Source organism: Vibrio sp. STUT-A11, from assembly GCF_026000435.1.
Classification (GTDB): Bacteria; Pseudomonadota; Gammaproteobacteria; order Enterobacterales; family Vibrionaceae; genus Vibrio.
Map to the genome: position 1 here is coordinate 585073 of NZ_AP026764.1, position 12268 is coordinate 597340.

7 protein-coding genes, 5 tRNA genes and 3 rRNA genes are annotated in these 12268 nt (G+C 46.5%); 12 read left to right on the top strand and 3 right to left on the bottom strand.

The window, feature by feature from the left end; translation table 11 throughout:
* Positions 1 to 234 precede the first annotated feature (234 nt).
* The 10 genes from OO774_RS18220 to OO774_RS18265 all read left to right on the top strand — a co-directional run bounded on the left by OO774_RS18220 (position 235) and on the right by OO774_RS18265 (position 7911).
* Positions 235 to 1787 (top strand): 16S ribosomal RNA (locus OO774_RS18220).
* 89 nt (positions 1788 to 1876) lie between these two features.
* Positions 1877 to 1952, top strand: a tRNA-Glu gene (locus OO774_RS18225).
* A gap of 2 nt (positions 1953 to 1954) precedes the next feature.
* Positions 1955 to 2030, top strand: a tRNA-Lys gene (locus tag OO774_RS18230).
* 14 nt (positions 2031 to 2044) lie between these two features.
* Positions 2045 to 2120 (top strand) — tRNA-Ala (locus OO774_RS18235).
* A 13-nt stretch (positions 2121 to 2133) separates the two neighbouring features.
* Positions 2134 to 2209 (top strand) — tRNA-Val (locus OO774_RS18240).
* A gap of 342 nt (positions 2210 to 2551) precedes the next feature.
* A 23S ribosomal RNA gene (locus OO774_RS18245) occupies positions 2552 to 5441 on the top strand.
* A gap of 110 nt (positions 5442 to 5551) precedes the next feature.
* Positions 5552 to 5668: ribosomal RNA gene (rrf, locus tag OO774_RS18250) — 5S ribosomal RNA — on the top strand.
* The 16S, 23S and 5S rRNA genes sit together here with 5 tRNA genes alongside, the layout of an rRNA operon.
* Positions 5669 to 5738: 70 nt before the next feature.
* Positions 5739 to 5829 (top strand) — tRNA-Ser (locus OO774_RS18255).
* Positions 5830 to 6013: 184 nt separating this feature from the next.
* On the top strand, positions 6014 to 6787 hold the full coding sequence (locus tag OO774_RS18260) for a cytosolic protein (protein ID WP_264908137.1): 774 nt from the start codon (positions 6014 to 6016) through the stop codon (positions 6785 to 6787).
* Between the two features lie 92 nt (positions 6788 to 6879).
* On the top strand, positions 6880 to 7911 hold the full coding sequence (locus OO774_RS18265; protein WP_264908139.1) for a cytosolic protein: 1032 nt from the start codon (positions 6880 to 6882) through the stop codon (positions 7909 to 7911).
* A gap of 161 nt (positions 7912 to 8072) precedes the next feature.
* Here OO774_RS18265 and OO774_RS18270 read toward each other — a convergent pair whose 3' ends face one another.
* Together OO774_RS18270 and OO774_RS18275 are read right to left on the bottom strand one after the other, a co-directional pair.
* Complete coding sequence (locus tag OO774_RS18270) at positions 8073 to 8429, bottom strand: YibL family ribosome-associated protein (protein ID WP_264908141.1); 357 nt, start codon at positions 8427 to 8429, stop codon at positions 8073 to 8075.
* Between the two features lie 79 nt (positions 8430 to 8508).
* Positions 8509 to 9504, bottom strand: coding sequence for a 2-hydroxyacid dehydrogenase (locus OO774_RS18275; RefSeq protein ID WP_264908143.1), 996 nt, complete (start codon positions 9502 to 9504; stop codon positions 8509 to 8511).
* A gap of 199 nt (positions 9505 to 9703) precedes the next feature.
* On the opposite strand from OO774_RS18275, the gene OO774_RS18280 reads away from it, so the two are divergent.
* On the top strand, positions 9704 to 10186 hold the full coding sequence (locus OO774_RS18280) for a L,D-transpeptidase family protein (RefSeq protein WP_264908145.1): 483 nt from the start codon (positions 9704 to 9706) through the stop codon (positions 10184 to 10186).
* A 24-nt stretch (positions 10187 to 10210) separates the two neighbouring features.
* On the opposite strand, the gene OO774_RS18285 is transcribed toward OO774_RS18280, so the two are convergent.
* Positions 10211 to 10921, bottom strand: a complete 711-nt coding sequence (locus tag OO774_RS18285; protein WP_264908147.1) for a glycerophosphodiester phosphodiesterase family protein — start codon at positions 10919 to 10921, stop codon at positions 10211 to 10213.
* A 277-nt stretch (positions 10922 to 11198) separates the two neighbouring features.
* On the opposite strand from OO774_RS18285, the gene OO774_RS18290 reads away from it, so the two are divergent.
* Positions 11199 to 12152, top strand: coding sequence for an L-lactate dehydrogenase (locus OO774_RS18290; RefSeq protein WP_264908149.1), 954 nt, complete (start codon positions 11199 to 11201; stop codon positions 12150 to 12152).
* Positions 12153 to 12268 lie beyond the last annotated feature (116 nt).

Genomic DNA, 12268 nt, shown 5'->3' on the forward strand with positions numbered 1-12268 from the left:
ACTTCTCGCAAAGCAAGCTCTTTAACAATATAGACCTATCAATCTGTGTGGGCACTCGTTGATGATAATCCAAATAGTTTCTTCGGAAACAATTTAGGTTTCAATGAACTGAGTGACCAATTTGAATGAGCAATCATTCGAGCACAGTCAATTCAGTAGTGAATAGAATCTAGACCCTAGGGTCCTAGGTCCTAGGAACTACAAATCAGTATTCATTGAGCCAAACAAAACTTTAAATTGAAGAGTTTGATCATGGCTCAGATTGAACGCTGGCGGCAGGCCTAACACATGCAAGTCGAGCGGAAACGAGTTAACTGAACCTTCGGGGAACGTTAACGGCGTCGAGCGGCGGACGGGTGAGTAATGCCTAGGAAATTGCCCTGATGTGGGGGATAACCATTGGAAACGATGGCTAATACCGCATGATGCCTACGGGCCAAAGAGGGGGACCTTCGGGCCTCTCGCGTCAGGATATGCCTAGGTGGGATTAGCTAGTTGGTGAGGTAAGGGCTCACCAAGGCGACGATCCCTAGCTGGTCTGAGAGGATGATCAGCCACACTGGAACTGAGACACGGTCCAGACTCCTACGGGAGGCAGCAGTGGGGAATATTGCACAATGGGCGCAAGCCTGATGCAGCCATGCCGCGTGTGTGAAGAAGGCCTTCGGGTTGTAAAGCACTTTCAGTCGTGAGGAAGGTAGTGTGTTTAATAGATGCATTATTTGACGTTAGCGACAGAAGAAGCACCGGCTAACTCCGTGCCAGCAGCCGCGGTAATACGGAGGGTGCGAGCGTTAATCGGAATTACTGGGCGTAAAGCGCATGCAGGTGGTTTGTTAAGTCAGATGTGAAAGCCCGGGGCTCAACCTCGGAATAGCATTTGAAACTGGCAGACTAGAGTACTGTAGAGGGGGGTAGAATTTCAGGTGTAGCGGTGAAATGCGTAGAGATCTGAAGGAATACCGGTGGCGAAGGCGGCCCCCTGGACAGATACTGACACTCAGATGCGAAAGCGTGGGGAGCAAACAGGATTAGATACCCTGGTAGTCCACGCCGTAAACGATGTCTACTTGGAGGTTGTGGCCTTGAGCCGTGGCTTTCGGAGCTAACGCGTTAAGTAGACCGCCTGGGGAGTACGGTCGCAAGATTAAAACTCAAATGAATTGACGGGGGCCCGCACAAGCGGTGGAGCATGTGGTTTAATTCGATGCAACGCGAAGAACCTTACCTACTCTTGACATCCAGAGAACTTTCCAGAGATGGATTGGTGCCTTCGGGAACTCTGAGACAGGTGCTGCATGGCTGTCGTCAGCTCGTGTTGTGAAATGTTGGGTTAAGTCCCGCAACGAGCGCAACCCTTATCCTTGTTTGCCAGCGAGTAATGTCGGGAACTCCAGGGAGACTGCCGGTGATAAACCGGAGGAAGGTGGGGACGACGTCAAGTCATCATGGCCCTTACGAGTAGGGCTACACACGTGCTACAATGGCGCATACAGAGGGCGGCCAACTTGCGAAAGTGAGCGAATCCCAAAAAGTGCGTCGTAGTCCGGATTGGAGTCTGCAACTCGACTCCATGAAGTCGGAATCGCTAGTAATCGTGGATCAGAATGCCACGGTGAATACGTTCCCGGGCCTTGTACACACCGCCCGTCACACCATGGGAGTGGGCTGCAAAAGAAGTAGGTAGTTTAACCTTCGGGGGGACGCTTACCACTTTGTGGTTCATGACTGGGGTGAAGTCGTAACAAGGTAGCGCTAGGGGAACCTGGCGCTGGATCACCTCCTTATACGATGATTATCGTGATGAGTACCCACACAGATTGATACGGTTTATAAAGTTTAAGAGATAGAACATCCCCCAAGATGTTCACTTAGTGTCCCGTTCGTCTAGAGGCCTAGGACACCGCCCTTTCACGGCGGTAACAGGGGTTCGACTCCCCTACGGGATACCATTGGGTCGTTAGCTCAGTTGGTAGAGCAGTTGACTTTTAATCAATTGGTCGCAGGTTCGAATCCTGCACGACCCACCATTATCTCAAGATATGGGGCTATAGCTCAGCTGGGAGAGCGCCTGCCTTGCACGCAGGAGGTCAGCAGTTCGATCCTGCTTAGCTCCACCATTCTTGATTCGATGGGCGATTAGCTCAGTTGGGAGAGCACCTGCCTTACAAGCAGGGGGTCACTGGTTCGAGCCCGGTATCGCCCACCATCTTTAAGCGCATTAGCGATAGTGCTTTTAAAAATGGTTTCTTTCTTTAAATAGAAAGTTAAATCTAGCTCTTTAACAATTTGGAAAGCTGACAAAACAAACTTTGTTTTTTAGAAATAAAGATTTGTTTGTAAAGTTCTCAAAGTATTCCTAATGGAATACAACTAAAAACACATTCAAGTGTTCTTGGGTTTTGCGAAAGCAAAACATATTTGAGTCCGGCAAAATCGAAAGCTATCTCGCTCATTCAAATAATGAGATAGCAACTTTGGTTGTTTGACCGTTTGATTTCACTTTTTAAAGTGAAGACAAAATGCAATTCGAAACTCCTTCGGGTTGTATGGTTAAGTGACTAAGCGTACACGGTGGATGCCTTGGCAGTCAGAGGCGATGAAGGACGTATTAACTTGCGATAAGCCCAGATTAGGCAGTAAAAGCCACTTGAGTCTGGGATTTCCGAATGGGGAAACCCACTTACATAAGTAAGTATCCTGTTGTGAATACATAGCAGCAGGAGGCGAACCGGGGGAACTGAAACATCTAAGTACCCCGAGGAAAAGAAATCAACCGAGATTCCGAAAGTAGCGGCGAGCGAAATTGGACTAGCCCTTAAGCTTTATAGGCGTTAGGTGAACAAGCTGGAAAGCTTGGCGATACAGGGTGATAGCCCCGTAACTGACGACGCATATTCAGTGAAATCGAGTAGGGCGGGACACGTGATATCCTGTCTGAATATGGGGGGACCATCCTCCAAGGCTAAATACTACTGACTGACCGATAGTGAACCAGTACCGTGAGGGAAAGGCGAAAAGAACCCCTGTGAGGGGAGTGAAATAGAACCTGAAACCGTGTACGTACAAGCAGTAGGAGCACCTTCGTGGTGTGACTGCGTACCTTTTGTATAATGGGTCAGCGACTTATATTCAGTGGCAAGGTTAACCATCTAGGGGAGCCGTAGGGAAACCGAGTCTTAACTGGGCGTTCAGTCTCTGGATATAGACCCGAAACCAGGTGATCTAGCCATGGGCAGGTTGAAGATTGAGTAACATCAATTGGAGGACCGAACCGACTAATGTTGAAAAATTAGCGGATGACTTGTGGCTAGGGGTGAAAGGCCAATCAAACCTGGAGATAGCTGGTTCTCCCCGAAAGCTATTTAGGTAGCGCCTCGGACGAATACTACTGGGGGTAGAGCACTGTTAAGGCTAGGGGGTCATCCCGACTTACCAACCCTTTGCAAACTCCGAATACCAGTAAGTACTATCCGGGAGACACACGGCGGGTGCTAACGTCCGTCGTGGAGAGGGAAACAACCCAGACCGCCAGCTAAGGTCCCAAATTACTACTAAGTGGGAAACGATGTGGGAAGGCTCAGACAGCCAGGATGTTGGCTTAGAAGCAGCCATCATTTAAAGAAAGCGTAATAGCTCACTGGTCGAGTCGGCCTGCGCGGAAGATGTAACGGGGCTAAGTAGTAAACCGAAGCTGCGGCAATATACTTTTGTATATTGGGTAGGGGAGCGTTCTGTAAGCGGTTGAAGGTGTGTGGTAACGCATGCTGGACGTATCAGAAGTGCGAATGCTGACATGAGTAACGATAAAGGGGGTGAAAAACCTCCTCGCCGGAAGACCAAGGGTTCCTGTCCAACGTTAATCGGGGCAGGGTAAGTCGACCCCTAAGGCGAGGCCGAAAGGCGTAGTCGATGGGAAACGGGTTAATATTCCCGTACTTCTTACAATTGCGATGGGGGGACGGAGAAGGCTAGGTGGGCCTGGCGACGGTTGTCCAGGTTCAAGTGCGTAGGCTTGAGAGTTAGGTAAATCCGGCTCTCTTTAAGGCTGAGACACGACGTCGAGCATCTACGGATGTGAAGTCATTGATGCCATGCTTCCAGGAAAAGCCTCTAAGCTTCAGATTGTAAGGAATCGTACCCCAAACCGACACAGGTGGTCGGGTAGAGAATACCAAGGCGCTTGAGAGAACTCGGGTGAAGGAACTAGGCAAAATGGTACCGTAACTTCGGGAGAAGGTACGCTCTCGACGGTGAAGTCCCTTGCGGATGGAGCTATTGAGAGTCGCAGATACCAGGTGGCTGCAACTGTTTATTAAAAACACAGCACTGTGCAAAATCGTAAGATGACGTATACGGTGTGACGCCTGCCCGGTGCCGGAAGGTTAATTGATGGGGTTAGACTTCGGTCGAAGCTCTTGATCGAAGCCCCGGTAAACGGCGGCCGTAACTATAACGGTCCTAAGGTAGCGAAATTCCTTGTCGGGTAAGTTCCGACCTGCACGAATGGCGTAATGATGGCCACGCTGTCTCCACCCGAGACTCAGTGAAATTGAAATCGCTGTGAAGATGCAGTGTACCCGCGGCTAGACGGAAAGACCCCGTGAACCTTTACTACAGCTTGGCACTGAACATTGACCCTACATGTGTAGGATAGGTGGGAGGCTTTGAAACCAGCACGCCAGTGTTGGTGGAGCCGACCTTGAAATACCACCCTTGTAGTGTTGATGTTCTAACTTGGTCCCCTCATCGGGGATGAGGACAGTGCCTGGTGGGTAGTTTGACTGGGGCGGTCTCCTCCCAAAGCGTAACGGAGGAGCACGAAGGTGGGCTAATCACGGTTGGACATCGTGAGGTTAGTGCAATGGCATAAGCCCGCTTGACTGCGAGAATGACAATTCGAGCAGGTGCGAAAGCAGGTCATAGTGATCCGGTGGTTCTGAATGGAAGGGCCATCGCTCAACGGATAAAAGGTACTCCGGGGATAACAGGCTGATACCGCCCAAGAGTTCATATCGACGGCGGTGTTTGGCACCTCGATGTCGGCTCATCACATCCTGGGGCTGAAGTCGGTCCCAAGGGTATGGCTGTTCGCCATTTAAAGTGGTACGCGAGCTGGGTTTAGAACGTCGTGAGACAGTTCGGTCCCTATCTGCCGTGGGCGTTGGAGAATTGAAAGGGGCTGCTCCTAGTACGAGAGGACCGGAGTGGACGAACCTCTGGTGTTCGGGTTGTGTCGCCAGACGCATTGCCCGGTAGCTAAGTTCGGGATCGATAACCGCTGAAAGCATCTAAGCGGGAAGCGAGCCTTGAGATGAGTTCTCCCTGATACTTTAAGTATCCTAAAGGGTTGTCGTAGACTACGACGTTGATAGGCAGGGTGTGTAAGCGTTGTGAGGCGTTGAGCTAACCTGTACTAATTGCCCGTGAGGCTTAACCATACAACACCCAAGGGGTTTTGATGGACTCAATGAAAGAACATTGAATGTGTAAAAACGAGAATTAACAACAGCTTTCCAAGTTTTCTCTAGAAATAGAGAGTAAGAATTTGCTTGGCGACCATAGCGTTTTGGACCCACCTGATTTCCATTCCGAACTCAGAAGTGAAACGAAATAGCGCCGATGGTAGTGTGGGGCTTCCCCATGTGAGAGTAGGACATCGCCAGGCTTTAAATATCGTTACCTGTGGAAACATGTAACAACATCATCAGTGTACTAATCTGACGATAACAATTTGTGGAGAGATGGCTGAGTGGTTGAAAGCACCGGTCTTGAAAACCGGCATACGTTAATAGCGTATCTAGGGTTCAAATCCCTATCTCTCCGCCACTTTTGAAAATTAAGCCGCTGTTATTACAGCGGCTTTTTTTTACTTGAAAATAATTTTGTACATAAAATGAGCATTGGTTGCACTGCGTCTACATTTTTCATTCCAGTTGGCTTACCGTCGTAGATATTATTTCCATATTGATAGCATTCGTAATGAATGCCGCACAATTGAGAAGGAAGATAGATGAAGTTACTTTACTGGTTAGATGAGTGGCAAACACTGACTCGTGTAGAACAAAAAAGTGCACTGCCGATTTCTGGGGCCGATCTACTTGATGATGTGTTTGTTAAGTATCAATTAGTCGATCCTAACCAACCATTACTGTTTACCTTCTCCCCCTCTGGTACTGACGTTCAGATACAGGACTTAACCCCTAATTTTGATCCTTGGGGATACCACCTCGCTCAACAACAAAAAGTGAATATTATTGCTTTCCAGCATTTGGGAAAAAGTAACTGGTTCCGAAGTCGCAATTTGATTTTCTTCCTTGAGCAGTTGGCCGATCTGCTGGAGCCGTTTAAGTGTCGCTTGGGTTATGGCGAAAGCCGAGGTGGTTTTGCTATTAGCGCGTTTGCCAAGTTGCTTGGACTGGAGCATATCCTGCTGTTTTATCCCGTCAGTACAAAGAACAAAACTCTGGTGCCATGGGACGACAGACCGAGCACCGAGCTTGCTCAGCAGTTTGACTGGGAGAGTGGCTACCATGATCGAGATTTGGGTGATGCCAAAGGCTACATTATTTATGACCCTACCAATGGTATCGATCGTCTTCATGCCCAACGTTACCCGGAGCTGACGCATTTAAAAGTGGTTGGTATGGGGCACGGTACTCAATCCACTCAGCTGGATAAATTAGAATTTTTTAATGCGGTGGCGACGGAATTTATTCGCCATCAACAGATAGATATTGCCCAATTTAATGAGCAAACCAAGACTTTGTTTTTAAAAGAGGATTGATATCAGAGCCCCCCTGTTATGAGGGGAAATGATCACGCACTAAAAACTAGATTTTTAACACAATTGCTAGGCGCAATTTAGATGGAGGATTAATGAAGTTACTGTACTGGTTGGACGAATGGCTGACTCTTTCTGATGAAGAGCAGAAAACCAGGCTACCGATGTCCGGGGAGGACTTACTTGATGATGTCTTTGTTAAGTATGAGTTTGTTGATCGCAACAAACCGCTATTGTTCACCTTTTCCCCTGCTGGTACTAACTTACAAGTACAGGACTTACATTCAGATTTTGCGCCTTGGGGCTACCGACTGGCCCAGAAACAGAAAGTAAATATTATCTCTTTTCAGCACCTCGGGAAAAGTAATTGGTTTCGTAGCCGCAATTTGATTTTCTTTCTTGAGCAGTTATCGACGCTATTGGACCCCTTCGAGTGCCGTTTAGGCTACGGGCTAAGTCGGGGTGGCTTCGCTATTGGTGCATTTGCCAAATTGCTTCAGCTGGATCAGGTACTGCTCTTTCATCCTGTCAGTACCAAAAACCAAGCGCTAGTGCCTTGGGATGACAGATCGAGTACAGAGTTAGCTCAACAGTTTGATTGGGAGGGTGACTACCACGACCTGGATTTAGGCGATGCACAGGGCTATATCATTTATGACCCAACTAACGATATTGATCGCCTTCACGCTAAGCGCTATCCAGAGCTGACTCATCTACGGGTTTACGGCATGGGGCATGGCACTCATGCTACGTATATGAATAAATTTGGTTTTTACAAACAAGTAGCCGCTGACTTTATCCGTTATCAACAAATAGACATTGCCCAGTTTCGCCATCAAACCAAGACACTGCGCTTGAAAGAGGATTATTACCAGTGCCTCAACAAGGCGAACGCAAACTCTAAACATCGTCTGGGCCTATTGAGAAAAGCTCATAATGTGTTGATTGAAGAGAAGAAGGAGCACGTGAAAGAACATCAGGCGCAAATTGATATTCAGCCACTGGTCGATATCGCCCTGAAGCATGAGCATGACAACCCGCAAGATACAGTGCAGCTTTTGGAGGTTGCTCAACAGTTGGTTCCTGGTGATCCTTTAGTTGAACATAAGCTACAACAGCTCACATAGAACGAGCCACGAAAAGTGGAGAGGTGCTTCTGAAGTGAGGATAGTCGGGTAGCGGTTTTTATAAACCTGTTCGATTGTTGTATCAGAAACAGCAGAATAGCAAAGGTAAAAATGCCCAAGTATTACCTTGGGCTTAAAATGAAACCATGTATTAACGCAGATTAAAACTCTTTTGATGCAAAGCCTGTCATTGCATCAAGACGTAGCTCTTTACCAAGCTTGGTCATCGGGTGAACGATAACAAGTCCGCGCACACGCTTTTTAAGTTTGCCGATGTCTGCCTGCTCTTCTTTGGTTATTTCACGAGAAAATGGCATATCCAGCAAGCTCTTACGCTCTTTGTTCAGCTCGTAATTCTGTTTGTGCTTAAGCTGGTTAAGTTTTTTACTTAATTGCTCGACTTCGTCAGTAAACTTAGAAATCATTTCGTGATCACCACGAGAACGCGCTGCATCGAGTTTACGTTGGCAGTTCTCTACGCGGTTATGCAGCTTTTGAATATCAGTTTTTATGCTCATGGTAGTAAGACTCTAGTGTTAAATGGTCGAGGAGTATAGCATAGCTGAAATCAAATCCCGTACTACTCGATCTGCTGCATCAGTTGATTAATTCATTGCCGGAAGTTTGTCCGGAGAAAAACGCTTCAATATTGCTGAGTGTGACGGCTGCAATGTTGTTGAGTGCCTCGTGAGTTAAGAAAGCTTGGTGCCCCGTGAACAGGACGTTATGACACGCAGACAGGCGGCGAAAAACATCATCGACGATAACGTCATTCGACTTATCCTGAAAGAAAAGCTCTTTCTCATTGTCGTAAACATCCAGCCCTAGTGAACCAATTTTTCCTTGTTTCAGAGCCTCAATGGCTGCCAGTGAATCTAGCAACTCTCCCCGACTCGTATTAATGATCATCACACCATCTTTCATTTGCGAAAACGACTCTGCATTGAGTAGATGGTAGTTTTCTTTACTCATCGGGCAATGCAACGTAATAATATCTGCATTGGCGTAAATATCTTCAAGAGAGCAGTAACGTGCGCCCATCTCTATCGCTAGTGGGTTTTCGAAGGGGTCATGGCAAAGAATTTCCATGCCTAATCCCTTAAAAATTCTCATCGCAGCAATGCCGATTTTTCCCGTACCTATTACCCCGACAGTTTTGCCAAAAAAGTTGAAGCCAACTAAGCCCTCAAGGGAGAAATTCGCGTCGCGGGTACGTTGATAGGCTTTGTGTAGTCGGCGGTTCAGACACATCATCAAACCGACGGTATGCTCTGCAACCGCTTCAGGTGAATAGGCGGGCACACGTACCACTTGTATGCCTAATTCTTTCGCGGCTTGCTGATCTACTTTATCGAAACCAGCACAGCGCATCGCAATAAGCTTCGTGCCGCCCTGAGACAGTTGCTTTAGGACTGGCTCAGACAAGTCATCATTAACAAAAGCGCATACCACTTCGCAGCCGTGAGCCATTTTCGCCGTCTTGGTGGTCAGCCGAAAGTCGTGATAATGAAATTCTAAATCCTGGTGATCTTTCACATTGTCAAAAGAGGTTTCGTCGTAGGATTTGGCGCTAAAAAAAGCAATGTTAATCATAGTAATCTCTCGGAATCTTTTTGTTCTCTAATAACGTAATGCATCTTTGGTAAGATGAATAGATAAATCAGCATTACGTACTGCGTCATAGAAGGTTTTTTACGGCCCAATGTTATATTCAGATTGCTTTGTCATTACCAACTGACTAGCATATCTCCTCCTTATTATCCTTCTTGGCTTGTTTTTAGGCGTTCTGGCGATGTCAGTAAAATGGTGTTCTCTACTGGTATGTTGTGCATTTGTGTTCGAAGTACAAGGTGCTGTCGATCTTGTCAAAGTAGATAAGTCGAAGCGTCGAATGTACTTGATGGAAGAGGGGGCCGTGATAAAGGAGTATCGAATCGCTTTGGGTACTAATCCTAAAGGTCATAAACAAGAAGAAGGAGACAATCGTACTCCGGAAGGTAACTATACTCTGGATTACGTTATCAATGATTCTGCTTTTTATCGCTCTGTACATATCAGTTACCCCGATGCTATTGATACGCTTGAGGCTCATCGTCGCGGTGTCTACCCTGGTGGCAACATTAAAATCCATGGCTTAAAAAATGGAGAGACCCAAGATCCAAGCTTTATACAAAGTTTTGATTGGACCAATGGGTGTATCGCAATTACCAACGAAGAGATGGATGAATTCATTCAATTGGTTCGAAGGGGGACACCCATTACCATTGAGTGGTAATGGCCGTTTCCTCACAATAACCTTTTACGGAAGAAACCGAGTTGGGTAGTCACTAAAGATTCCATCTAACGGCGGTAAGTGCTTCAGTTTATGTGGATTGTTCACGGTATAACACATCACTTTATAGCCACTCTGCTGAAGCTTTTTTATCTGGCGTGATCGCACCCAATTAATGTTTAAGTTACAGCTGTAAGCATTGACCTCTTCAAGCAGCAATTGGTCTTTCTTGGTAAGAAACTCGCTTAGTACACCCAAACGGTAGCCTTTACAGTGCTCAAAGAGAGATCGAATCACATCATGGCTAAAACTAGACAGTAAAATACTTTCTGAGGACAGAGGGTTACCAGAAAGCACTTTGGCTAATAACTTTGCAACTGGCTCTGCGGGATGGCGATCAACTTTAACTTCGATATTTAGATTGAGGTTGTGCTCTGCGGCCAGTTCAAGAAGCTCTTCCAACGTCATGATGGTTTCACCTTTAAACTCGTCACCAAACCAACCTCCAAAGTCTAAGCTTCTCAGTTCATCTAAAGTGAGTTCATCTACTCGACCCTGCCCGTTACTGCAGCGGTTGACCGTGTGGTCATGGCACACTACCAAGACGTTGTCTTTTGTCGGCTGAACATCGACTTCTACCCATTTCAAATCAAGGTTTATTGCAGCAAGAACGCTTATCTTTGTGTTTTCTGGGTAGGATCCTGCCACACCTCGGTGGCCAATTAACAATGAATCCATGTTGTCGTTCTTCTCTTTTAGGTTGGTGTGCATCGAGTGATGTGAAGCAAAACATTCACTTACTGAAGCATGCATAGTAATACAAATAGGTTGGACTTTTACTCTATCGCAGCTCATTTTTAAAGTAACGACTAATCTTGCGAGCGCAGAACAATACCCAGAAACGCACGGAGTCGAGCAGAGTATAAGCCTTTATTCCTGTCGTAAAGTTTGATGATTGGATGGACTTGAATCCTGTATTTTACAGTGATTTTTAATAATTATCAGGGAGAGAAAAATGAAGATCGGTGTCATTGGCGCTGGAGCCGTTGGTGTTGGTGTTTGTAACTACTTACTCACAATGGGAAGCTTCAGCGAGTTAGTCTTATTAGATCAAAACTTGGAACGTGCAGAAGGAGAAGTGTTCGATTTCCGTCACACAACGGCGTTAACGTTTTCTAAAAATACTCGTATTATCCCTTCGAATGACTATCTGGATTTATTAGAAGCTGACATTGTCATCATCACCGCTGGCGCACAAATCAAACACGGGCAGACCCGCCTGGATCTCGCAGAAATCAACGCCAATATCGGGGTTGAAATAGCACGCAACATTGAGCGTGTCGCGCCTAATGCTATTCTTATTGTTGTGACTAATCCCTGTGATATTGTTACCCATTTTATTGTCGCTAATACTGGTTTTGAAGCGAGTAAGGTGATCAGCAGTGGTTGTGTTATAGATACTGCCCGCTTGATGAGTATTGTCGCCAACCGTGTCGATCTCGATCCTAAGAATATCTTTGGGTACGTATTAGGCGAACATGGTAGCCATTGTTTTACGCCGAAGAGTTTGATTTCTATCGCTGGTCAACCAGCGGATTATTACTGTGATATGCACAATATCAAACGAATTGATTCTGATGAGCTGTTGGAGGCGGTGAAACAAGCCGGCTATGAAATATTTCGCCGCAAGAACAATACCGTACACGGCATCGCAGCCAGTGTGTTTCGGATCGTGCAGGCGGTTATCATCAACGAGCGCTCAGTGTTGCCTGTTGGAACCATGATAAAAGGACAATATGGCCTGAATAATGTTGTACTTAGCTTACCTACTGTGGTGGGTAAAAAAGGGGCTGACTCTGTGCTTACCCACCCATTTAGTGGTGACGAGTTGAAAACGTTAAGAGCCATCAGTGAGAATTTACGTTCAATCGTAAAGAACGTTGCATTGTCGACCAGTTTAGAGTGTTAGCGAGTTTAAAACTGAAAACCATGCTTAATTTCAGAGAGCCTGCTTTAAAGCAGGCTTTCGTATTTTTGGTACAGATAAGCCGTATTGCTCAGTTGTTTAACTCACAAGTGAGGAAT